23 protein-coding genes are annotated in these 22,867 nt (G+C 59.3%); 11 read left to right on the top strand and 12 right to left on the bottom strand.

The window, feature by feature from the left end; translation table 11 throughout:
- The first annotated feature begins 89 nt into the window (after positions 1-89).
- From LXM96_RS04085 to LXM96_RS04095, 3 genes are read left to right on the top strand one after another with little or no spacing between them, the layout of a single operon-like run.
- Positions 90-1,172 carry an ABC transporter permease gene (locus tag LXM96_RS04085; protein ID WP_239997064.1) on the top strand — a complete coding sequence of 361 codons (1,083 nt, stop codon included), beginning with the start codon at positions 90-92 and terminating at the stop codon, positions 1,170-1,172.
- Positions 1,172-1,951: an ATP-binding cassette domain-containing protein gene (locus LXM96_RS04090; RefSeq protein WP_239997065.1), complete on the top strand. Its 780-nt coding sequence runs from the start codon at positions 1,172-1,174 to the stop codon at positions 1,949-1,951. The genes LXM96_RS04085 and LXM96_RS04090 overlap by 1 nt, the downstream gene beginning before the upstream one ends.
- The gene (locus LXM96_RS04095; RefSeq protein WP_239997066.1) at positions 1,948-2,568 is read left to right on the top strand and encodes a nucleoside/nucleotide kinase family protein; all 621 of its coding nucleotides are present in this window, start codon (positions 1,948-1,950) and stop codon (positions 2,566-2,568) included. The genes LXM96_RS04090 and LXM96_RS04095 overlap by 4 nt, the downstream gene beginning before the upstream one ends.
- A gap of 19 nt (positions 2,569-2,587) precedes the next feature.
- On the opposite strand, the gene LXM96_RS04100 is transcribed toward LXM96_RS04095, so the two are convergent.
- Positions 2,588-3,409: a bifunctional allantoicase/(S)-ureidoglycine aminohydrolase gene (locus LXM96_RS04100; protein ID WP_239997067.1), complete on the bottom strand. Its 822-nt coding sequence runs from the start codon at positions 3,407-3,409 to the stop codon at positions 2,588-2,590.
- A 259-nt stretch (positions 3,410-3,668) separates the two neighbouring features.
- Between LXM96_RS04100 and LXM96_RS04105 the strand changes: the two genes are divergently transcribed.
- Together LXM96_RS04105 and LXM96_RS04110 are read left to right on the top strand one after the other, a co-directional pair.
- Complete coding sequence (locus tag LXM96_RS04105; protein ID WP_239997068.1) at positions 3,669-4,148, top strand: pyridoxamine 5'-phosphate oxidase family protein; 480 nt, start codon at positions 3,669-3,671, stop codon at positions 4,146-4,148.
- Positions 4,149-4,271: 123 nt separating this feature from the next.
- On the top strand, positions 4,272-4,541 hold the full coding sequence (locus tag LXM96_RS04110; RefSeq protein ID WP_239997069.1) for a DUF982 domain-containing protein: 270 nt from the start codon (positions 4,272-4,274) through the stop codon (positions 4,539-4,541).
- On the opposite strand, the gene LXM96_RS04115 is transcribed toward LXM96_RS04110, so the two are convergent.
- The 5 genes from LXM96_RS04115 to LXM96_RS04135 form a co-directional block, all read right to left on the bottom strand.
- The gene (locus LXM96_RS04115; protein WP_239997206.1) at positions 4,538-5,446 is read right to left on the bottom strand and encodes an SMP-30/gluconolactonase/LRE family protein; all 909 of its coding nucleotides are present in this window, start codon (positions 5,444-5,446) and stop codon (positions 4,538-4,540) included. The genes LXM96_RS04110 and LXM96_RS04115 overlap by 4 nt on opposite strands.
- 44 nt (positions 5,447-5,490) lie before the next feature.
- Entirely contained in the window at positions 5,491-6,438 is a 948-nt protein-coding gene (locus LXM96_RS04120; protein ID WP_239997070.1) for an ABC transporter permease, read from the bottom strand.
- Positions 6,435-7,376: an ABC transporter permease gene (locus LXM96_RS04125; protein WP_239997071.1), complete on the bottom strand. Its 942-nt coding sequence runs from the start codon at positions 7,374-7,376 to the stop codon at positions 6,435-6,437. The genes LXM96_RS04120 and LXM96_RS04125 overlap by 4 nt, the downstream gene beginning before the upstream one ends.
- Positions 7,373-8,833, bottom strand: coding sequence for a sugar ABC transporter ATP-binding protein (locus LXM96_RS04130; RefSeq protein ID WP_239997072.1), 1,461 nt, complete (start codon positions 8,831-8,833; stop codon positions 7,373-7,375). Before LXM96_RS04130 ends, LXM96_RS04125 begins: the two co-directional genes overlap by 4 nt.
- A gap of 91 nt (positions 8,834-8,924) precedes the next feature.
- Positions 8,925-9,941: an ABC transporter substrate-binding protein gene (locus LXM96_RS04135; protein WP_239997073.1), complete on the bottom strand. Its 1,017-nt coding sequence runs from the start codon at positions 9,939-9,941 to the stop codon at positions 8,925-8,927.
- A 262-nt stretch (positions 9,942-10,203) separates the two neighbouring features.
- Here LXM96_RS04135 and LXM96_RS04140 point away from each other — a divergent pair, with 262 nt between their 5' ends.
- Together LXM96_RS04140 and LXM96_RS04145 are read left to right on the top strand one after the other, a co-directional pair.
- Positions 10,204-11,430 (top strand): GAF domain-containing sensor histidine kinase, encoded by a 1,227-nt coding sequence (locus LXM96_RS04140; protein WP_239997074.1) that lies wholly within the window; start codon positions 10,204-10,206, stop codon positions 11,428-11,430.
- Positions 11,431-11,444: 14 nt separating this feature from the next.
- Positions 11,445-12,173: a response regulator transcription factor gene (locus LXM96_RS04145; protein ID WP_239997075.1), complete on the top strand. Its 729-nt coding sequence runs from the start codon at positions 11,445-11,447 to the stop codon at positions 12,171-12,173.
- 48 nt (positions 12,174-12,221) lie between these two features.
- On the opposite strand, the gene LXM96_RS04150 is transcribed toward LXM96_RS04145, so the two are convergent.
- The 3 genes from LXM96_RS04150 to LXM96_RS04160 all read right to left on the bottom strand — a co-directional run bounded on the left by LXM96_RS04150 (position 12,222) and on the right by LXM96_RS04160 (position 15,294).
- The gene (locus tag LXM96_RS04150) at positions 12,222-13,463 is read right to left on the bottom strand and encodes a saccharopine dehydrogenase family protein (protein WP_239997076.1); all 1,242 of its coding nucleotides are present in this window, start codon (positions 13,461-13,463) and stop codon (positions 12,222-12,224) included.
- Between the two features lie 39 nt (positions 13,464-13,502).
- Positions 13,503-14,597: a carboxynorspermidine decarboxylase gene (gene nspC / locus LXM96_RS04155; RefSeq protein ID WP_317208192.1), complete on the bottom strand. Its 1,095-nt coding sequence runs from the start codon at positions 14,595-14,597 to the stop codon at positions 13,503-13,505.
- Between the two features lie 166 nt (positions 14,598-14,763).
- Positions 14,764-15,294 carry a DUF992 domain-containing protein gene (locus LXM96_RS04160; protein ID WP_239997077.1) on the bottom strand — a complete coding sequence of 177 codons (531 nt, stop codon included), beginning with the start codon at positions 15,292-15,294 and terminating at the stop codon, positions 14,764-14,766.
- A 280-nt stretch (positions 15,295-15,574) separates the two neighbouring features.
- On the opposite strand from LXM96_RS04160, the gene LXM96_RS04165 reads away from it, so the two are divergent.
- Positions 15,575-16,099, top strand: a complete 525-nt coding sequence (locus tag LXM96_RS04165) for a CopD family protein (RefSeq protein WP_239997078.1) — start codon at positions 15,575-15,577, stop codon at positions 16,097-16,099.
- Here LXM96_RS04165 and LXM96_RS04170 read toward each other — a convergent pair.
- Complete coding sequence (locus LXM96_RS04170) at positions 16,053-16,553, bottom strand: DUF2231 domain-containing protein (protein ID WP_239997079.1); 501 nt, start codon at positions 16,551-16,553, stop codon at positions 16,053-16,055. The genes LXM96_RS04165 and LXM96_RS04170 overlap by 47 nt on opposite strands.
- 111 nt (positions 16,554-16,664) lie before the next feature.
- Between LXM96_RS04170 and coxB the strand changes: the two genes are divergently transcribed.
- The 3 genes from coxB to LXM96_RS04185 are packed head-to-tail and all read left to right on the top strand — an operon-like array spanning position 16,665 to position 20,130.
- Positions 16,665-17,285: a cytochrome c oxidase subunit II gene (coxB, locus tag LXM96_RS04175; protein ID WP_262913509.1), complete on the top strand. Its 621-nt coding sequence runs from the start codon at positions 16,665-16,667 to the stop codon at positions 17,283-17,285.
- Positions 17,282-19,783: a cytochrome c oxidase subunit I gene (gene ctaD, locus LXM96_RS04180; protein WP_239997081.1), complete on the top strand. Its 2,502-nt coding sequence runs from the start codon at positions 17,282-17,284 to the stop codon at positions 19,781-19,783. Before coxB ends, ctaD begins: the two co-directional genes overlap by 4 nt.
- Positions 19,780-20,130, top strand: a complete 351-nt coding sequence (locus LXM96_RS04185; protein WP_239997082.1) for a hypothetical protein — start codon at positions 19,780-19,782, stop codon at positions 20,128-20,130. The genes ctaD and LXM96_RS04185 overlap by 4 nt, the downstream gene beginning before the upstream one ends.
- A 138-nt stretch (positions 20,131-20,268) precedes the next feature.
- On the opposite strand, the gene LXM96_RS04190 is transcribed toward LXM96_RS04185, so the two are convergent.
- A complete protein-coding gene (locus LXM96_RS04190; protein WP_239997083.1) occupies positions 20,269-22,011 on the bottom strand; it encodes a M14 family metallopeptidase in 1,743 nt (580 codons plus the stop codon).
- Positions 22,012-22,016: 5 nt separating this feature from the next.
- The gene (locus LXM96_RS04195) at positions 22,017-22,862 is read right to left on the bottom strand and encodes an ABC transporter permease (RefSeq protein ID WP_239997084.1); all 846 of its coding nucleotides are present in this window, start codon (positions 22,860-22,862) and stop codon (positions 22,017-22,019) included.
- Positions 22,863-22,867: the final 5 nt, after the last annotated feature.

The following is a 22,867-nucleotide window of genomic DNA, read 5'->3' on the forward strand; positions in this document are numbered from 1 at the left end:
GGAGGGGCGGCACACCGCTCCTCCACCCTCCCGTTGCGCTGCAGTCCTACCACCACCACGCTGGTCGAAGGATATCTTGAGAGGACGCCATGAGCGAACCGCAAGCCGCATCTCATTCTGGAAACGACTACGAGACGGCGCTGACCAGCAGCCCGACGACGATCGCAGCCTTCGATACACACGAAAAAGGCGCGCTTCGGAAGGTGCAGCATTTTCTGCATTCCAACCCCGCCGCCGTACCGTTGATCGTTTTAGTTCTCTCGATCGCCTTCTTTGGCATGGCCCTCGGGGGAAAGTTCTTTTCCGCCTTCACGCTCACCCTCATTCTTCAACAGGTTGCTATTGTCGGTATCGTCGGCGCCGCCCAGACGCTGGTAATCCTCACTGCCGGGATCGACCTGTCCGTTGGCGCGATCATGGTTCTCTCCTCCGTCATCATGGGTCAGTTCACCTTCCGCTACGGCTTGCCGCCGACGGTGGCGATCATGGCCGGCTTTGCGGTCGGCGCTCTATGCGGTTGGATCAACGGCATTCTGGTCGCCAGAATGAAGCTGCCGCCCTTCATCGTGACTCTGGGTATGTGGCAGATCGTGCTGGCATCCAACTTCCTTTACTCCGCCAATGAAACCATCCGTTCGCAAGACATCGCGCAGAACGCGCCAATCCTACAGTTCTTCGGAGAAAACCTGCGCATTGGCGGCGCCGTGCTCACCTACGGCGTCATCGCCATGGTGCTGCTCGTCGCCCTGCTCTGGTACGTACTGAACAACACCGCGTGGGGTCGCCATGTTTACGCGGTCGGAGACGATCCGGATGCCGCAGAGCTGGCTGGCGTGAACGTCCGGCGCATGCTCATTTCCGTTTACACCTTGTCCGGGATCATCTGCGCTTTCGCGGGATGGGCGCTGATCGGGCGCATCGGCTCCGTCTCGCCAACCGCGGGACAGTTCACCAACATAGAGTCCATCACAGCGGTGGTCATAGGAGGCTTATCTCTCTTTGGCGGACGCGGCTCCATTCTCGGAATGCTGTTCGGGGCCTTGATCGTGGGTGTGTTCTCTCTTGGCCTGCGCTTGGTGGGAACTGATCCCCAATGGACCTACCTGCTCATCGGCGTCCTGATCATTGCCGCCGTAGCCATCGACCAGTGGATCAGAAAGGTAGCGAGCTGATGACCGCAGAACCTATTCTCAGCGCTCGCGGGCTGGTGAAGCGATACGGCCGAGTAACTGCACTCGACCATGCTGACTTCGACCTCTATCCGGGAGAAATCCTTGCCGTCATTGGCGACAACGGTGCAGGGAAGTCATCGATGATCAAGGCGATCTCCGGCGCGGTGACGCCAGACGAAGGCGAGATTCGTCTTGAAGGCCAGCAGGTGCACTTTCGCTCGCCGCTCGAGGCGCGAGAGGCCGGCATCGAGACGGTCTACCAGAACCTGGCACTATCTCCTGCTCTGTCGATCGCAGACAACATGTTTCTCGGCCGCGAGCTTCGCAGACCAGGATTCATGGGCAAGTGGCTTCGCAAGCTCGACCGAGCAGCGATGGAGAGCTTTGCTCGAGACAGGTTGACGGAGTTGGGGCTGATGACAATCCAGAACATCAACCAGGCGGTGGAGACGCTATCCGGTGGACAGCGCCAAGGAGTTGCCGTCGCTCGCGCCGCGGCCTTTGGCTCAAAGGTGATCATCCTCGACGAGCCGACCGCCGCCCTTGGCGTGAAGGAGAGCCGACGAGTTCTCGAACTCATTCTCGATGTCCGCCGCCGCGGCATTCCGATCTTGCTGATCTCGCACAACATGCCCCATGTCTTCGAGGTTGCTGATCGCATCCACATTCACCGCCTGGGCAAAAGGCTCACGGTCATCAATCCCAAGGACTACAGCATGTCGGATGCAGTCGCCTTGATGACCGGAGCAAAGGCACCAGAAGAACCTGTTGCCGCATGATACCAACAGCAGGCACGATCGCAGATGAAATCATTCGTCGTGGCGCAAGCGCGTCTCGCTTCATCGCAGGGATCGCCGGACCGCCCGGCTCGGGCAAGTCCACCTTGGCGGAGAAGATCGCCCATGAGCTGATTAGCAGAGGCCAGGATGCTGCCGTCGTCCCGATGGACGGATTCCATATGGACAACTCTGTTCTGCAGGAGAAGGGCCTTCTCGATCGAAAGGGGGCACCATGCACCTTCGACCTGAGAGGCCTGCTGGAGATGGCGAAGGCTCTGCGGCGCGCCGACGACGAGATATTGGTACCTTTATTTGACAGGAGCCGGGAGCTGTCGATCGCCGCTGCCAAAGCTGTTCCCCGCCACACTCGCTTCGTTGTGATGGAGGGAAATTACCTGCTGCTGGACGAGCCTGGCTGGATAGACATGACGGACATCTTTGATCTGTCGATCATGATCCTGCCATCCGAAGCTATACTGGCCGACCGCCTGACACGCAGATGGCTTGATCTTGGGCTGGAACGGGAAATGGCACGCAGAAAGGTCGAAGCAAACGATCTTCCCAACGGTCGGCTGGTTCGTGCACGAAGCCGGAAAGCCGACATAACACTAGAGTAAGTGGCTGGGCCCGCTCGGATCACCACAAGGCGACGTGCCGGTTAACGTCCTTGTAGAGAAGATACCGGAACTTCCCTGGTCCGCCTGCGTAGCAGGCTTGCGGGCAGAAAGCCCGAAGCCACATGAAATCGCCCGCCTCTACCTCAACCCAATCCTTGTTGAGCCGATAGACCGCTTTCCCTTCCAGCACGTAGAGCCCATGCTCCATGACATGCGTCTCCATGAAGGGAATGGTGCCGCCGGGTTCAAACGTTACGATGTTGACGTGCATGTCATAGCGGATATCCGCGGGATCGATGAAACGGGTCGTTGCCCATCTGCCTTCGGTGTCCGGCATGGACACCATCTCCTGCTCGCTCTCGTGCGTGACGATGGGCGGCGGCGCCTGAAGCCCTTCCACCGACTGGAAGGTCTTTCGAATCCAATGGAACCGGACCGGTTCAGAGCCGCGGTTCTGCAAGCTCCAGTTCGAGCCTGCAGGTAGATAGGCGAAGGATCCGGTTCGCAGGTCGTGGGCGGTGCCATCGATCTCCACCGTCATTCGACCCTCTGTAACGAAGAGGGCCGCTTGCGCCCGCAGATCCGGCTCCGGTTTCGTACTCCCGCCTCCCGCCTCCACCTCCATGATGTACTGCGCGAAGGTCTCGGAAAATCCTGTCATTGGTCTTGAGATGATCCAGGCACGCGTCTTCTCCCAATGGGGAAGCATGCTGGTCACAATGTCCGTCATTACCGTACGCGGTATAATGGCATAGGCGGTCGTAAAAATCGCCTTGCTCGAAAGCAGCTCGGTCTGCGCCGGTAGTCCGCCGAGGCGGGAGAAATAGGAGGGATCTGTCATCGTGGACCTGTTCATATACCGCAACGGGAGGAGCCGCAAAAATTGCCGTCTGCCTTCGTTTATCGTGTAGGCGGGTACACGTGGTCTCGCAACGGGATTCCGTGGAAACCACACCTCGCGGGAATTTGGAGCGGGCCCGCGCTCCTCGTACCAACGGGTCCGGCGCAACCATTTCAATCTTCCAAAGAGGCCGTGCCGGGCAAAAGCGGAACTCACTGCCGAGCATCGGGTTTTCTTGGTCTCAACAGAGGAGATCAGAATGTCCCATCACGATGATACCGCAAAAGTTTGGGAGCTTATTGACCGAATTGGCTTCTGCATGCTTGCCACGCAGAGCGGGAGCGACATCCGTTCGCGGCCAATGTCGGCATACACGAAGAAAGACGACCACGCCATTTACTTCCTGACCGATGTGGCTAGCCACAAGGACGAGGAGATCTCACGTCGGCCGAATGTCTGCCTTGCGTTTGCGGACCCCAAGGCTCAGAAATACGTGTCGGTTTCTGGGACCGCGCAGGTCTCAAACGATCGTGAGCTTGTCCGGGAGATTTGGTCCACGCCAGCGAAAGCCTGGTGGGACAGCCCTGACGACCCCTCGATCCGCATCCTCAAGGTGGACCCCGGCTTCGCGGAATACTGGGACAGCCCGGGAACGGTCGTGAGCTACATCAAGATGGCTGCTGCCGCCGTCTCCAATTCGAAACCCGACATGGGGGATAATGAAAAGGTGAGCCTCTGAGGTTCGGGCGCGTCGGCAGAGACCTCCCGCTGGTGCGGATGCCGACGCGCCCAACAATTTTTGGCCCTCGCCGCAACTCTTATGCCCCAACTACGTTTAGCAGCCCGAATGTAGGGTACTGCAATGAACATGATGATGCGTACCAGCGACGTCCGCTGGATTTCTCCCGTGCGGGTGAGACTTGGCTATGGCTTTCCCGAGCTCGTCAGAGGGCCGCGAGAAGCCCTCGGCTATCTCAAGTTTCGCTGGCCTGCCGTAGACGGAAACGACTGCCACGCCGCCCAACTGGCTTGCGCGGATGCACTGCTGGACCTCGTGTCGCCGGACGCAGCGCGCGAAGCTTTCATCAAGGCGTGCGTTGAGGCAAGGATGCTGGATGAAGCTGCGGCTTAGATGCCTTCCACCGCCAGGTAAACTGCGTAGAGGCTCTTTGTCGCGGTGATGAAAAGCCGATTGCGACGTGTCCCGCCAAAGGCCACATTCGCCACCACCTGCGGCACCCTTATCTTTCCGAGCAGTTGCCCTTCTGGCGAAAAGCAGTGCACTCCGTCGCCAGCGCTTGTCCAGACATTTCCTGTTCGGTCCACTCGAAACCCGTCGGGCAAGCCATTATCGATCTCGCAAAAGACGCGGCCGTTGATGAGTCTGCGACCGTCTACCACGTCAAAGACGCGAATATGCCGCGGGGCATCCACATCATGACTGGACGCAGAATCGGCCACATAGAGCCGCCTCTCGTCGGGAGAGAAGGCAAGCCCGTTAGGTTGTCGGAAGTCGGTAACAACGGCTTCCAAGCGGCCCGACTGCGGATCAAGGCGATAGACGTTGCGGGTCGGCTGCTCCGGCTCGGATCTGTACCCCTCGTAATCTGATAGAATCCCGTACGTCGGATCGGTAAACCACACGCTCTCGTCAGAGCGGACGACCACATCGTTCGGTGAATTGAGACGTTTGCCCTGGTAGCTGTCCGCCAGCACGATAATGGAGCCATCTAGTTCCGTGCGCACAACGCGCCGCCCGCCATGCTCGCAGGATACCAGTCGGCCTTGGCGGTCGCGGCTGTTGCCGTTGGTGAAGTTGGACGGTGAGCGAAACACTGAAACGCCGCCGCCCTCCACCCAGCGCAGCATCAACTGGTTTGGGATGTCGCTGAAGATCAGGCACTGTGTATCCGCAAACCAGACCGGCCCCTCCGCCCATCGGCACCCCGAGTAGAGTTCGTCGAGGCCGGCGCTGGCGACGATGAGGTGACGGAAGCGCTCATCGTGGATTTCGTAGATCGAATCTGACTGCGACATGTGCGAGGCCTGGTCGTTTGAGTAGTGGTGGGCGGTTTCGTGCATCATCGGAGCGCTTTCCTGCCTCCGGCCGCCAGGATGACGGCGATGATGATGAGCCCCGTCAGGATTAGTCTGACACCTGCGCCGAACCCGTAGGTGTTGAGCATCGACACGACGAGAAACATGAAAAGCGAAGCGCCCCATATCCCCGGCACGTTCGAGTTCCCGCCGGCAACCGCCGTACCGCCGATCACCACGACAGCGATCGACATGAGCAGGTATTCGGCGCCCATGTTGAGCGCCGCCCCGCCGGAAAAGCTGGCGAGAAGGTAGCCGCAAAGAGCCGCTAGGACGGAGCAGAGGACGTAGGTAACGAAGCGGGTACCGTCGATCGGGATGCCCGCCATCCGGGCAGCGAAGCTGCTTTGGCCGATCGCTGAAATCCGGCGTCCGTAGACCGACTTTTCCAGAAGAACCCAGGCCAGGACCGAAATGAGCAACGCGATCAGCGCGACGTTGGGGATACCGAAGGTATAGGAGGTGGCGAAGCTGGACAGCATCTCCGGCGGCTTGATGCGCAGACCGCGATTGGTCCAGATCGCAAAGGACTGCACGATGAAGCTCATTGACAGCGTCGCAATGATCGGCGGGATACGCAGAAGCTTGATCAGCGCATAGTTGCCCATGCCGATCGCTATCCCGACGAAGATTGCAAGCAGGAGGCCGACGAGGATCATGCTGTCCTGCACGTCCATCACCTTCAGTGCAACCGTGCCGGACAGCGTCATGGTAGCAGGGACCGAGAGATCGATGTTTCCCGGACCAAGGGTGATAACGAACATCTGGCCGACGCCGACAATGATGGAAAAGGCTGCAAACGTTAGGGTTGCCTGTGAAAGGCCGACCGCACTTGAGCCTCCGGTGAACCAAACAGTCGTCACCCAGACGATCACCGCAGCAGCAAACGACCAGATCCAGGGCTTCGCGCCAAGCGTGCGCATGCCGTTCATGGGTTCTTCTCCCGCTTCTCGAGACGATTGAGGAAGAGGCGCAGCGCGAGCACGACGATGAGGATCGCGCCCTGGGCGCCGATCTGCCAGTCTGGTGAGATGCGCATGAACGATAGAAAGGAGCCGGCCAAAGTCAGCGTCAGCGCGCCGATCACGGCACCGATCGGCGAGACGCGTCCGCCGACGAACTCGCCTCCGCCGAGGATAACTCCGGCAATCGACAGCAGCGTGTAACGCAACGCGATATTGGCATCCGCCGACGTCGTCAGCCCGACAAGCGCGATCCCGGCAAGCACTGCGAAAAAGCCGGCCATGGCATAGGCCGCCGCACGCAGCCCGACGACCGACCAGCCGGCTCGTTCAACCGAACGCTGATTGCCGCCCACGCCGCGGATCAGGACACCGAGGGACGAGCGCATGACCAGGAAGTGTGTGATCGCGGCGATGATCACGCTCGCAACGATTGCCATCGGGACAACCGGCGGCTTTGCGGTCATGATCCACCGGACCCATCCCGGAGCGGCACCGCCTGGGGAAGGCAGCAGGAGCACTGCCAGACCGCCCCAGACAAAGCTCATGCCGAGCGTAACGACGATCGAGGGCAGCTGCCGGATATGAATGATGACGCCGAGTGCTGCGTATGCCGCGATTGCCCCTGCCAGGATGAGGATACCGATTGCAGGTGAGGTCTGTAGGAATGTTGCCGTGACACAGGCCGTGAAGCTGACGAAGGTCCCCATGGAGAGGTCGAGGTCGTTGACCGACATGATCAGCATCTGGGCGATCGTCGCGAGCGCAATGGGCACCGCAAGATTGAACAACAGGTTCAAGCCCGTATAGCTCATTGCCCGCGGCTGCATGTAGAAGACTGCTGCGAGCAGGACGGCAAGCGACACGGCCGGAATGACGAGCCTGATGGCACCGGAAGAAAGCTTCATGCGGCCGCTCCTCCGGCGAAAGATGCAGCCAGGACATTTGCCTCCGTAATGTCCGCGCCGACCAGTTCGTCTGCGATCGCACCGTCGCGGAAGACGTAGACACGGTCGCAAAGACGGATCTCGTCCATTTCGGTGGAATACCAGATAAAGGTTCGCCCGGCAGACGCTTCGGAACGAAGGATTTCGTAGACTTCCTGCTTTGTACCGATATCAACCCCACGCATCGGGTCGTCCATCAAGACGATCTTCGAGGTGGTTGCGAGAGCCCTTGCGAACAACACCTTCTGCTGGTTGCCGCCGGAGAGCGAAAGGATCGGGTTATGCATGTCGGGGGTTCGGATCTCGATCCGCTTTTTCCAGCGCTCGCTGACCTCCTGCTCCCGCACGGGATCAATCAGCTTTCTCTTTGAGAGACCCTTAAGAGAGGAAATGCTGAGATTCTTCAGGATACTCCATAGCGGAAACGCACCGTTTAGCGCACGGTCGCCCGCAACGAAGGCCATCTTCGGCTCCTTGGTCGGCCACCAGTTGCCATTGGCGGAGAGGTAAATTTCCAGGAGAGCTTCCGTCTGTCCATGCCCCCCCAGCCCCGCCAGACCAACGATCTCCCCACCAAACGCCTGAAGACGATGGCTGCTGCGCGGATGGAGTTGCACCGAAAGCACCGGCTGTCCGCTGTGGGCTTTTGCGGCCCGCTCCCAACCTTGGTGCCGCACGACGCTTCCCATGGCTTCCACCAGCCGGCGCGTGTCAAACTCCGAGGCAGGTCTGTCCGCGACCACCTTGCCGTCCTTCATCACCACGATACGGTCTGACGTTGATAAGATTTCACCCAGGATGTGGGAAATCAGCAGCACTGATCCTCCCGAGCCGACGAAACGGCGCACATAGGCCATGAGTTGTGCGGCAAGGCCGGCATCGAGCGAGGAAGTGGGTTCATCGAGGATAACGAGCTTGGGCGCTTCCGCTACAGCAGCGAAGCTGATTGCGATTTCGACCATCTGCCTTTCGGCGATGGACAGATCCTCCACCACGCTCTCGCAGTCAATCGCGTGACCAGGGAAGATATCGTCCAGCTTCTGCGTCACCAGCTCAAGCCCCCGGCGACGCCAGCCACTCCCTTTGAGGTCGCTGTGCATGACACGAGCATTTTCCGCCACCGTCAGGTTCGGGCAGAGTGACAGCTCTTGGAAGACGCAACGAATGCCGTGGGCACGGGCGGTCGAAATGCCCTGCGCCTCCACTCCACCATAGCTGATCGTGCCTTCGTGCGGGCTCAAGCCGCCGTTGATGACATTAACGATGGTCGACTTTCCGGCGCCGTTGTGGCCGACCAGACCGACGCATTCACTCTGTCGAATGATGAGGTCTGCGCCATCCAGAGCCTTGACCGCACCGAATGCGACCTTGACGCCACGCGCAGCCGCGACTTCCGGTTTGGGAACTGACTCATTCATGATGACGCTGTTCAATTGGCATTAAGATCATGCCCGTCCGGATGCGGCCACTGATCCGCATCCGAATGGGAGGTCAAGCGACATCGCTTGCTCAGTTGGCTCCGCCGATCACCTTCTGGGCGTCCTCAAGGGAATATTCCACGTTGGCGACGCCACCCTTTTCGGTATTCTCCAGATTGGCTTCTAGATTGTCCTGATCGATGCGAAGGAACGGCACGACGAGCTCCTTCTCGACGTCCTTGCCATCGAGGATTTGCTGCGCGACCCAGAAAGCCAGAGTGGAAACGCCGGGCGCAATCGACACGGACATCGTCTCATAGCCGTTGGCATCCTTTTGCTCCTTCCACCAGCGGAGCTCGTCCTCGCGGTTGCCCATGACGATGGTTGGCATCGGCCGATCGGCAGCGGCGAACGCTTGCGCTGCACCATAGCCGTCACCACCCTGGGTCACGACGGCTGCGATCTCGGGAAGGCTTGGCAGGATGCCAGCGACAGCACGTTGCGCCACGTCCTGCGCCCAGTCGCCATTTACCGCGCCGACGATCTTGAACTGCGGGTTCTTTTCGACGCCGGCCTGAATACCCGCGTGGATCTCATCGTCCACCGAAACGCCGGCAAGACCGCGTATCTCAAGCAGACTGCCGCCGTCAGGCATTTTCTCGGCGAGATACTCGATCTGGCTTTCCCCCATCGCCTTGAAGTCCACAGCTATCCGCCAGGCGCACGGTTCTGTAACAATGCCATCAAACGACACAACAACGATGCCGGCATCGCAGGCTTCCTTGACCGCACCGTTGAGTGCTGTCGGAGAGGCAGCATTGATGACGATTGCATCATAGCCCTGCAGGATCAGGTTCTGGATCTGGGCCGCCTGTTCGGTTGCTTGATTTTCGGCAGTGGTGAAGGCATCGGCTGCAGCGACGGTGCCTTGGGAAACGGCCTCCTTAGTGATTTTGTCCCAGCTTGTCAGCATGGCCTGGCGCCAGGAGTTGCCAGCATAGTTGTTGGACAGCGCGATCCTTTTGTCGGCCGTCTCAGCCGACACTGCGAACGGCGTTGCGACGGACGCAATGGCAATGGATGCCAGAAGCATCTTCTTGATGGTCATGTTTTCCTCCCTCATAGCTCATCAGGCTTAGCACCGTGACCCGCTCCTCAACGCGCCATCGGATTCGCATTTGAACTGGCGCCACGGCGTCAGTATGGGAAGAATGACGGAGAAGCTTTATCTTGCAAAGGCAAATCAAAGCACCTCGCATGCGAAGGATCGCGCAAAATCTGCGGGATCCCGCAAGACAGATGCAACAACGAGGCGCTTATTGTCTTGGGTGCCAAGGCGCCGAAGCCGACAGCTGGGAGGGTGTCGCTAAATGCTAAACGGCACGCGAAGCGCGCTTTTCGACCACTATCTCGGCATTTCCCGGCTGCTGGCAGGCCAGCTGGATTTTAATGCCATTATTCAGGCCGTCGCAGTGGAGATCGGACACATAATCCCACACGATCATCTCGATGTCTGCATCAAGATGCTCGATGGCAAGTACCATATTGCATACGAGAGCGGCCTGGAGACGGCCTGGAGCCAGCAGCCGCCCGCCCTGCTGACCGGAAGCCCGATCCGCAGCCTTTTGTCCGGAGAAGTCGACTACCTCCTCTCTGGGAACGCCTGCAGCGACCCGCGTTTTCACTTCGAAGGAGCGTTCTCGAGCCCGATTATTGCTCTTGCGCTCCGTAGCCGACTGCACGTCCCATTGCGCGTTCAGGGTGACATCATCGGCGCCCTCAGCTGCTCGAGCCATCAGCCCGACCACTACACAGTGGAAGATGTCGAGAACGCGCGCTCAATCGCAGATCTCCTGGCACCCTATTTCTTTGCCCTTCGCGCAGCGGAGCAAGCCAAGCGTTCCGCTGTCGTCGAGACGGAAGCACGCGCACGCGAGGAGGGCCTTCGCCTGGGTGCACTCAAGCTTACGGAGGCGCTGGAAGCTGAGCGCCAGCGGATCGGAATGGATCTCCACGACCAGACGCTCGCTGACCTGACGCGGCTGGCGCGACGAATGGAGCGCCTGACTCATCTCCCGGATGTACCCGGAGAAAGCCTGGAGCCGCTCTTCCGCAGCCTGCAGCATTCGATGCATGACCTTCGCCAGATTATCGAAGAGGCAAAGCCTTCCGTATTACAACTTTTTGGCGTAGCGCAGGCCATCGAGAACCACCTTGATCGCTCAGTTCGGGAAAGCGGATCGGCGATCACTTTCCGGGTGATCGATGAAAGCCAGGATCAACTCGATGGGATCGATGAGACCGTTGCCACCGCGCTTTTCCGCATCGTCCAAGAAGCGATCAACAATGCCGTTCGGCACGGCCAGCCGTCCGAGATCCTGGTTGTTCTGCAAAACTGCAGCACGGGTCTCTCGGTGGCGGTGACCGATGATGGGTTGGGTCTCGGGGAGCCCTGCGAGCAGGTCGGCCATGGCATCGACAACATGCGCACACGAGCCCGCCTGATCGGCGGCCGGTTCGAGATTGGCAGCATCGGGTCAAAAAGCGGCACATGCGTCAAGCTCTCGCTCCCGCGGCACACCTTGAAGACCGTATAAACGGGAAAGGCAGAATGGAAGTCCTAATTGTTGAAGACGATCCCCTCCATCGCTCCTATTTGCACGACGCAGTGCGGGCGGCTCTGCCGGAATGCGACCTGGTGCTGGAGGCTGAAAACGGCAAGGTCGGCGAAGGCTTGGCGCGTCAGCACCACTCGGCGCACATTGTCATGGACCTCCAGATGTCGGAGCGAAATGGCATCGAGGCCGCCCGCACGATCTGGAAGGAAAGGCCTGACACCCGCATTCTCTTCTGGTCCAACTATGCGGACGAGGCTTATGTCCGGGGCGTTTCCCGAATCGTACCCGAAGGTGCTGCCTATGGTTATGTCCTGAAGTCTGCATCCGACGATCGGCTGAAGCTTGCCCTTCGCAGCATCTTCATGGAATCGCAATGCGTTATCGACCGCGAGGTGCGCGGTGTGCAGCAGAAGAGCCTGGGGCACGTCAACGGCTTCACCGAAGTCGAGTATGAGATCCTGATCGATATCGCGCTGGGATTGACCGACCGAATGATCGCGCGCCGCCACAACCTCTCTCTGAGAAGCGTGCAAAATCGGCTGCAGCAGCTATATGAAAAGCTGGATGTCTATCAGAGGATTGGCGAAGACGACGGCGAAGGCCGATACAACCTTCGCAGCCGTGCGGTCGCGGTCGCGTTGATGCGCAAGCTGATCAACTATAGCGCATTGGAACGTGCGGAAGCGGACCTCAACGAGTGGCTGGGGGGCAAACACAGTTAAGGCGCCGCAGAAAATGCCGCGGCGCCTCGCTACCTCTTAGCCCGATCCTCAGGAGAAAGTCAGCGGCCGCTCGCCCTGTTCGTCCCGGATCCAGGTTGGCAGGCCGATGCGGTTGAGAATGTTCAGGAACGGCTTGGGCGGCAGTTCCTCAACGTTTGCCATCTTCTTCACGTCCCACTCGCCGGAAGCGACCAGCATGGCGGCAGCGACCGGGGGAACACCCGCCGTATAGGAGATGCCCTGGCTGCCGACCTCGTTGAAGGCTTCCTTGTGATCGGCGACGTTGTAGATGAATACCGTCCGTTCCTTGCCGTCCTTGATACCCTTCACAAAGTCGCCGATGCAGGTCTTGCCTTCATATTCGGGCGCGAGCGACGCAGGATCCGGCAGGCAAGCCTTGACGACCTTGAGCGGCACGACCTCCGATCCGTCGGCGAGCTTCACCGGCTGCTCCGAGAGCAGGCCGATGTTCTTCAGGACGGTGAAGACGTTGATGTAATGGTCGCCAAACCCCATCCAGAAGCGGACGTCGGCGCCATCCATGTTCTTGGCCAGCGAATGCACCTCGTCATGGCCGCAGAGATAGGCGCGGCGCGTGCCGACGACCGGCAGGTCGTAGTCCTTGCCGACCTCGAACATCTTGTTGGTCTGCCACTGGCCGTTCTGCCACGAATAGACGACGCCGGTGAATTCCCGGAAGTTGATTTCCGGGTCGAAGTTTGTGGCAAAATATTTGCCGTGGCTGCCGGCATTGATGTCGACGATATCGACATCGGTGACCTTGTCGAGATACTCGTCCTTAGCAAGACGGGCATAGGCATTGACGACGCCCGGGTCGAAACCTGCGCCGAGAATGGCGGTGATGCCCTTCTCTTCGCATTCAGCCGCACGCTTCCACTCGTAGTTTCCATACCATGGCGGCGTTTCGCAGATCTTGTTCGGCTCCTCGTGGATGGCGGTGTCGATGTAGGCGACGCCGGTGTCCATGCAGGCGCGCAGGACCGACATGTTGAGGAAGGCAGTGCCGACATTGATGACAATCTCGGTGCCGAGCTTGTTGATGAGCGCCTTGGTGGCTTCGATGTCGAGGGCGTCGAGAGGGTGAGCCTCGATCACGCCCGGCTGTTTCATCGCCTTCTTCTCGTGAACTGAGGCGATGATCGCGTCACACTTGGCCTTGGTGCGCGACGCGATATGGATATCGCCCAGCACATCGTTATTCTGAGCGCACTTATGCGCCACCACCTGAGCGACGCCGCCGGCGCCGATGATGAGGACGTTCTTTTTCATAATGGGGACCAACTCCTTCGTGTCCAATCGTCAGAAGCCTCAGGAGAGGCTTTCTTCGTAGTCCGCATAGTCGAACTCACGGACCGTCCTGATGCTGCCGTCCAGCTCGCGGATGGCGATTGCGGGCATTTTCACGCCGTTAAACCAGTTCTTCTTGACCATCGTATAACCGGCGGCGTCCTGGAACGAGACGCGGTCGCCGATCTTGAGCTCCTCTGCGAAGTCAAACTCGCCGAAGATATCGCCGGCGAGACAGGACTTGCCGCAAACCATGTAACGATGTGGCCCCTGATTGGGAGAAACCTTCGCGCTCTCACGGTAGATCAGCAGATCCAGCATGTGCGCTTCGATCGACGAATCCACGACCGCGAGCTGCTTGCCGTTGTAGAGCGTGTCGAGAACCGTTGTTTCTAGTGTTGTTGATCTGGTGATAGAGGCTTCGCCTGGCTCCAGATAGACCTGCACCCCATAGTCTCCGGCAAAACGCTTCAACCGTTCGCAGAGCGCGTCAACCGGATAGTCCTCGCCTGTAAAATGGATGCCTCCTCCAAGACTTACCCACTCGGCACGCTTCAGCAGTGGTGAAAAGCTCTCCTCAATCTGGCCGAGCATGCGGTCGAACAGGGAAAAGTCGCTGTTCTCACAGTTGTTGTGGATCATGAAACCGCTGATGCGATCCATTACCTTCTCAACCTTCGAGACATCCCATTCCCCCAGGCGAGAGAATGGCCGCGCAGGATCGGCAAGATCGAAGCTGGAGGAAGACACCTGTGGGTTCAGGCGCAGGCCCCGCACGATCTCTGATGCATTATCCGAATAGCGCTCCAACTGCCCAATGGAATTGAAGATGATCTTGTCGGCGTGGCTCACCACCTCGTCGATTTCATAGTCCGCATAGGCGACAGAATAGGCATGCGTTTCCTTTCCGAAGCGTTCGTGACCGAGGCGGACTTCGTTCAGCGAAGAAGACGTGGTGCCGTCCATGTACTCCCGCATGAAGTCAAACACCGACCACGTAGCAAAGCATTTGAGTGCCAGCAAAGCCTTGGCGCCCGAGTTTTCCCTCACATGCGCAATCCTTTCCATGTTGCGGAGCAACTTGGATTTATCGATCAGGTAGTAGGGGGTCTGAATGTGGCTGGTCACGCCTAACCTCTGAGGTTTCCGGTCGGAAGGGGGCGAATACCCCGGATCGGTCGGATACTCAAGCCACGCAAAGGAGGGCCTGATGGGCACAAGAAGCAAAAGCGGCCCCTCCGTTGGGCGGAGAGGCCGCTCTAGAACAGATGGCAAGTCTAAATTAGCTGACGGGGGTCAGCGTCATGGAAGTGCCGGCTGCAGCCAGGTTCAGGCCCAACTGGCCCTGGACGCTAACCGTCTGCAGATGGATAGATCCGGAAGTTCCGCCAATCAGGACGTTGGCGCCGACGCCGGCACCCACGGTAGCTTCTGCCGTCGCACCCTGGTAAAGGCCACCGAGCGAGCCTGTGTGATAACCGGCTGTTGGTGCGAAGACTGCCCAGACCATCTTACCGCGGGTGGTGAACCCAACGTCGATGCCCATCTTTCGGATGCTGCCAACATAGGCGTCGTGTCGATCCCCGTCCGTTGACGTAAACACGCAGCTCACCTCTTTGGCGGATCCGAGAACGTAGCCAACGCCCCCACCGATGTCGCAGGTCAGATAGCCGATCTTTACGCCGTTTCGAGCGTCCGCTTCCTGGTAGGGCGCCGCTTCCTGATAACGAACCGCATCGGCGGAGAAAGCCGCCGGCGCTGTGGCGAATGTAAGGGCAGAGGCCGTCAGGCTCAACGCGAGTAAAGTTCTCATCTTCAATCTCCTTCTGAACAGCATGCGGTGACCGCTGAAGCCAGCCGCCTTTGTAATGTGAGAGAACGACTATGGTGGAAGAATGATCCAACTCATCTGATAACGGATGATTACCCAATGTTTCAGCGGCGCCTGTGATCGTAAGTACCGACCTCGAGTTGAATCTCCTCCTCGTGACTAGAAGCGATAGCCTCCCGCCCTAAGTGCCATCACACCCGAGCTAGCGAAGCCGTTCAGCCAATGATCAAGGCTGACCAGAGAAAACCAAACGAGTAACCGAATGATCCTGGCGTTGAAGTTTTTTCATATCGCAGCGATCGCGATCTGGGCAGGGGGCCTGATCAGCCTGCCTGGCCTGTACGTCCAGCGCGCTTATGTTCAGGACGATGATGCACTCTACCGCCTCCAGATGATGGTCCGCTTTTCCTATGTCGTCATCATCTCGCCGGCTGCATTCATTGCCGTTGCGACAGGCATTCTTCTGATCTTCGGCCAACAAACGTTCGCAGGGTGGTTTTCGCTCAAGCTTCTCTTCGTCGCAGTGCTAGTCGTTCTTCACGTCCTAACAGGTCTCGTCATTATCCGCCTGTTTCGCGAAGGGGAGATTTACCCGATCTGGCGGTTTATACTGGCTACGGTTCTCACGAGCGGGGTGATCATCGCGATCCTCACCGTGGTGCTGGCCAAGCCTGTTCTCAGTGAACCCGCTGCGGAAGATCTTTTGGCACCAGGGGGATTGGGCCGCTTTGTCCAGTCCATCAGTCCTTGGGAGATACCATTAGTCCGATCCCATGATCAAAGATGAGTTTGCCCCCATGCCAACCGGCCATTCCGGTTACGACAGCCGCCAATGTCGAAACCAACAATCCATGAGGAACGATATCGATAGAGTCGGTAACGCGCAGGCCCCAGTTCAACCCGGCGATGGCGATGAGCATCATCGCCGCAATCGCATGCGCCCAACTCGCCACGCGTTCACGGATACCAGCCACCGACAGGAGTTCGACGGTACCGACAAGGCCCGCGGCTACACCCATCAAGAACGCACCGCCCGAGGACCAAACCCCGGATCGGAGCCAGAATTGATCGCCGGTCCACCAATACAGAACATCGATCGCCAGAGTGATGAAAACGAGCGCAATAGGGAAATGGACGGTCATCGCATGCAAAGGGTGACCAGCAACGGCGACGGCCGACGTCACGTCCTTTTCCTCGATTTTCGAAATGACTGGATTTTCTTGGATTTCGCTCGTTTCCATAGCAAGGCTCCCTTTGCGACATCAATCCAGCAAGGTTGGCGCTGGTTCCAGTGGGCGTTCACAGTATCCTGTGCATTCGCCCTCGGCGGATGCACAGGCCATGTTTCCGCTCTGGATCCGGCTGGGCCCTCAGCCGAGTCTATAGCAAAGCTCTGGTGGGTCATGTTGGCAGCCTCCGTCCCGCTGTTTCTCCTGGTCGTCGGACTGTTTCTCCTCCTCGTTTATAAGCCGCAACTTGGCAGACGGCTCTCGCCCCGCACCTGGATACTCGCCGGCGGCCTGGGCCTGCCGATCCCGATTCTCGCTGCCTTGACCTTCTACGCCTTCTGGCAAGGGGAGTATCTGCTGAGAGGCGGGTCTGAGCTTCCCGCTGATCTGGTGAGGATCGAGGCAACGGGAACGCGTTGGCAGTGGGTCTTCCGCTATCCTGAAGTGGAAGGAAACCCTTCCACCGTTGGCGTACTCCACATTCCTGCCGGTCGCACAATTGAAGTGGCGGTGGAAAGCGATGACGTCATCCATAGCTTCTGGGTCCCTAGACTAGCCGGGAAGATAGACGCAGTGCCCGGACATACGAACTTTCTGAGGCTTCGCGCGGACCGGCCAGGACGTTACGGCGGCCAGTGTTCCGAGTACTGCGGCGTCGGGCACGCAGGTATGGACTTCGAGGTCCGTGCCCATGCAGCCGAAGACTATTTGAATGCACTCGGGCCCGGAGAACAAACGCCATGAAGCCCGAAACATCCGCAATTGAGCTGCATCGTGCACTTGAGGAAATATGGGGAACGAAGCCTGGCCTGACTCGTCTCGCCGCGGTCAATCATAACGTGGTCGGCCGTCGCTTCATGTTGACGTCGCTCATCTTCTTCGCAGTCGGCGGACTGCTCGCCATGTTGATCCGCACGCAACTCGCTTCGTCCGAAAGCGTCTTCATGGACGCGGAAGAGTACGCGCAGGTATTTACCATGCACGGCTCGATCATGATGTTCCTGTTCGCGATCCCATTTTTCGAAGGCTTGGCGATCTACCTGCTTCCAAAGCTGCTGGGCACTCGGGATCTCGCCTTCCCGCGGCTCTCCGCCTACGGCTTCTGGTGCTATCTCTTTGGAGGGAGCTTACTGCTTGCTGCCTTGGTCGCCGGGGTGGCACCGAACAGCGGCTGGTTTATGTACACGCCCCTCTCCTCGAATACCTACTCACCAGGCATCAATTCGGATGTCTGGCTGCTGGGTGTGACATTCGTCGAGATCTCTGCCCTGTCGGCGGCCATCGAAATCATGGTAACGATCCTGAAGCTGCGGGCGTCGGGCATGTCCCTCGACAAGATGCCGATCTTCGCATGGTACATGCTCGTGGTGGCAACCATGATGTTGATCGGCTTTCCACCGCTCATCCTGGGATCGGTCCTGCTTGAGGTGGAACGGGCCTTCGACCTGCCGTTCTTCGACCCGACGCGCGGCGGCGATCCTCTGTTGTGGCAGCACCTGTTCTGGCTCTTCGGGCATCCAGAGGTTTATATCATCTTCTTGCCCGCGGCAGGAGCGATATCCACGATCTTGCCGGTCTTTGCAGGCGCGCCTCTGGCCGGTTACCGGATCATCATCGCAGCACTCGTTTCGATGGCGTTTCTCTCCTTCGGGCTTTGGGTCCACCACATGTATACCGTCGGCATCCCGCACGTGGCTCTCTCATTCTTCTCCGCGGCAAGTGCCCTCGTTGCCATTCCAACAGCAATCCAGATCTTCGCCTGGCTGGCCACCATCAGCCACGGGAAACCCCGCTTTTCGATCCCGATGCTGCACATTTTCGGCTTTTTCTTCGTGTTCGTCATTGGTGGGCTCACAGGCGTGATGCTGGCAATGGTGCCCTTCGACTGGCAGGCTCACGACACCCACTTCGTGGTCGCCCACCTGCACTATGTGCTAGTCGGTGGCTTCGTCTTCCCCATGCTCGCAGCCGCTTACTACTGGCTTCCTCACATCAGCGGTCGTCAGCCGGTACAGCACCTATCTTCGGCTGCCTTCTGGATGATCTTTGTCGGCTTCAATGTCACCTTCTTTATGATGCATCTGACAGGACTGCGTGGAATGCCGCGGCGGGTTTTCGAATACCCCCCGGAGTCGGGATGGGAGACCCTCAATTTCATCTCGTCCGCCGGCGGCTTCGTGATGACCATGGGCTTCGCTCTGGTTGCTCTCGACTTCATCCTGATATTCCGGTTTGGCCGCCCCTTTCACCGCAATCCTTGGAGCGCCGGAACGCTCGAATGGGCCATGGCGACCCCACCTCCTTCTTATAATTTTGCGTCTCTGCCCACCATAGATCGCCGCGCCGACATGCTGGATCCCAACGCCATCGGACCACATCTTGCGGCCGGAAACGGGCTTCTGGCCTGGCCGCGAGGCGGCCGGATGGAGCTCCTTGCGATCGACATGGTGTCCGGCGCTCCGGAGCACGTCGTACGCCTGCCACGCCAGACCTTCCTGCCTCTCTGGACCGCGATCGCCACCGGCTGCTTCTTCTTGTCCCTCCTCTTTAAGGTTTACTGGGCAACGCCGGTTGCATTTGTCGCCGTCATCGCCCTTTTCTTGCTCTGGTGCGGGGACACGGCCGAGTCTAAGGATGTCGGCCGGTTGCCGATCGGCAACGGCCAAGAGCTACCCACCCACATTGAGGCAGATCGACCTCCTTCATGGTGGGCAATGGTGTTTGCCATCACCGCAGACGCCACGGCATACATCTCCTTGCTGTTCGGTGGTCTCTTCCTGTGGATCTCGGCGCCAAACTGGCCACCACAGGACGCCCACGAAATCGGGCTTTCTTTGCCGGCGCTTGCGGCCGTGACGAGCACAGTTGCCGCCGTCGCCGGTTGGCGGGCAGCCGCCAGTCTGCCTTCCTCCACCGGATTGCTGTCCCTTGCCAGCCTCACCCACCTCGCTACAGCTGGAATCATGCTCTGGTTGGCCCTGACCTCCGTACCCAATCCCCACGCGCATGCAGCTGCAGCAACGGTATTTGTGGTGCTCTGCTACGCCGCGCTTCACAGTTTGATGGGCGCGGTTTTCGCCGGCTACGGCATCTGGCGCATCCGAAGTGGCTTTGTTTCCCATGCAAGAAGCCTCGACCTCCGCATCGGAGCAATGTGGCACGGGTACAGCGCATTGATTGCCATTACCGCAGCCGGTTTTCCGTTCCTGTTGTCGGCACTTGCCAGCGAGATATCCCGATGATGCGAAACCCGATAATCACCATCATTTCCGGGTTCGTTCTCTGGAGCCTTTTCTTCTTGCTGCTCTACGCGGTTCAAGCCACCGGCTGCCATTTTGCGGGGAGACCGCTGGTGGCCCTTGAACGATACCCGATCCTGCGCGTGATCCTGATCATCGCTTTCCTGCTTTCGCTGCTGGCCGTCCTCATCCCGTTCTTGCTCCTGAGACGTCGCTACACGGCTTCACGGAGCGACAACGAAACCGTGGACTTTACGCGTGAGGTAGCAGGCTATGTCTGGATCGCGGCCGCGGTTGCGACCCCCTTCTGCTTCGCCGGCGTGATGTGGTTAAGCCTCTGCGGCACCTAGCTGCTGGCGAGCACCTGCTCCCATCGCCAGCCAACACCGACGTGGATTTCGCAGACGCCGTGTTCTAACCGTGCGCCATGTCGCTGCCCGAGAACAGCGCCTCCAAATCTCGCACCACCGAGCCGCCTTCGGCCAAGCCTACGCCGCGATGATACCTCGCGCCGCCGTGATCTCCTGCCACGCGTCATACGCTGCAAGGACCGTCTCCATCTGGGCTGCGTGGCCCTTGATGAACTCCTCCCCGTAGATCGTCTCGTCAGGGTATTCCGTGATCAAAGTCATCGGCACCGTGTGGCGATCATCCACCGAAGACAGGCACGGGAAGCCGTTGATGACCCTGAAGCCCGTTTCACCCGCATGGATCTCGTAGAGCTCGATCTGCCGATTGTTGGACTCCAGCAGCCCCGGGATGGCGCCGAGATGACGGGTGACCTTGTCGAGCAGTTGCTCTGCCTCGCGAGCCCAATCTGCGTGATGGCGCAGGACCAGGAAAAAGCCCTTCGGCAGCGTCCACATCGCAAAGTTACGAGGCACATAACCTGACAAAGGCCTGGTCCATTCGTGCGAAGGATAGCCGTGCAGGTTTACGTGCAGGAGAGCACCGCTGACCTCTTCGGCCTTAAGGCGGATGGCCTTCTCGTGGAGGTGTGGGCCGGCGTTCTCCGCTGTCCGATATTCCAGGTCGTCACCCAGCGCAGTGTAACGCGCGGCGTGATGCATGTGGCGAGGGTTGTCGATCCGAAGACGCTGGTGCACCGCATAGCCGTCCGGGTTTTCGAGTGGCGAAATCGTAAAGTGGGTATCCGTCCGCTGCCGTAGCCGTTCTGCCGCCCGAAGTGCCCCCACGATGCCGGTCGTTTCATTGGGGTGCTGGCCGCCGCTGATCATCACGGCTGCATCCCGGCCGGCATGATAACGGGCTTGGAGTTCGCGGCCTGATCGGGCATTCGCGGCGAAGGCCTCACCACCCAGACCTTCCAGGAGTCGATATATCTGAGACGCTGCCAGCGGCTCTCGGGCTGTGTCGAGCTCCTGCTCTGCACCTTGCGCCACCTCGGCGGAAAACTGTTTCAGCTCGACCGCAACCGAAACGTCCGCATCCGATCTCACGATTTCGGGCACGATCTGGCCAGGCTTCAACCCACGGTCACCCAGAGGCCGACCCGACTTCTTCTGGAAGACCTCGAGCAGAGAGAAATAGAAGTCTTCGTGCAGGGCCTCGCGGAGACTGACTACCTCGTCGCCCACAGGCAGCGGTTCGTCCTCGGCGGGATGCGCAACCCGGATGTTCAGTTCTTCGAAGTAAGGCTCCTTGTCTGCCCACGGATAGGCGACAATCGCATCAACCGTCGCTTCAAACAGGGCCTCGTAGTCCGTTGTCAGCCGTCCGCCCGTCTCGTCGCCGGCAGCGCGATACCAGCCGGTCGGCGAGACATTTGTCTCGCCCGCAACGTCGACATGAACGCGGTTTGGCGCCAGAACCTTCAATTCTTGCTTTTCGGTGCCACAGGTCAGGACAACGTCATAGAAGAAGTCACCATCGGCGCGTTCGTTGAACGCGATATCGATGTCGCCAACCAACGCCGCGAGAGGATAGGCCTCCAGGCGGAACCGATTTGCCGGCGCACCCGGATGGACGGGATAGCGGATTTCGATTGTCTCCACGCCTTCCAGATCGATCTCTTCGCGGAAAGCGTGGAGAAGCGGCTTATAGGCGCTTCGGATGCGGGCACTCACCCCCTTCTCCGCCAGCGCACGCTCCGCCGCCTGCCGGCTTCTGCGATCGTCGAACGTCCAGGCTTCAAAAGACTGACCGGGCACGGCTTTCGCAACCAATGTGTTCAGAGTGCGCTCGAAGGAATTGCTGAAGATCTTGGTCATCTGAGTTATCCTGTCGTTCTGCCGGTGGGATCGAGGCTGTCGCGCAGCCAGTCACCCAGCAGGTTGAGGCCGAGCACGGTGAGCAGGATCGCAAGTCCCGGGAAGACGCTGACCCACCAGGCGGTCTGCAGATAGGTTCGCCCGTCGGCGAGCATGCCGCCCCAGCTCGGTATGGTCGGATCGACGCCGAGCCCGAGGAAGGTCAGGCTGCTTTCCAGCAGGATGTTGTTGGCGACGTTGAGCGTCATCAGCACGATCACCGGGCCGATGAGGTTCGGCAACAGGTGCTGGACAATGATGCGCCAGTCGCGCACACCGATGGCACGCGCGGAGAGGACGAATTCCCGCTCCCGCAAGGTCAGCACGGAACCGCGTACCACCCGAGCATATTGCACCCACTGCGATACGATCAGCAGGATGATCGTGTTGGTCAGGCTGCCGCCGACGATGGCAATGAAGGTAATCGCCAGTAGGATGAAGGGCATGGCAAGCTGAAGATCAGCGAAGCGCATCACCAGCATATCCCAGAAGCCGCGGTAGTAGCCGGCGACGAGGCCCATGAAGACGCCGAAGATCACGGCGCCAACGACGGATGTGAACCCGACGAGGAGCGAGATTTTGCCTCCCGCCACCACGCGCGCCAGCACGTCCCGGCCTAGGGGATCCGTGCCGAACACGTGCTGAATGTCCGTAAACGGCGGGACCAGCCGTGACAGCAGGTTGACCTTTTCAGCACCCGGAAAAAGCACATCCGAGAGAAGCACTGCGCCGCAGATAATGATGGTTAGAGAGGCACCCAGGATGAACTCGAGACTGTGGAACCGCTGCAGGCGTGAAGTATTTGCGGCCATGGTGA

The organism is Rhizobium halophilum (genome assembly GCF_021648825.1).
Lineage (GTDB): Bacteria > Pseudomonadota > Alphaproteobacteria > Rhizobiales > Rhizobiaceae > Neorhizobium > Neorhizobium halophilum.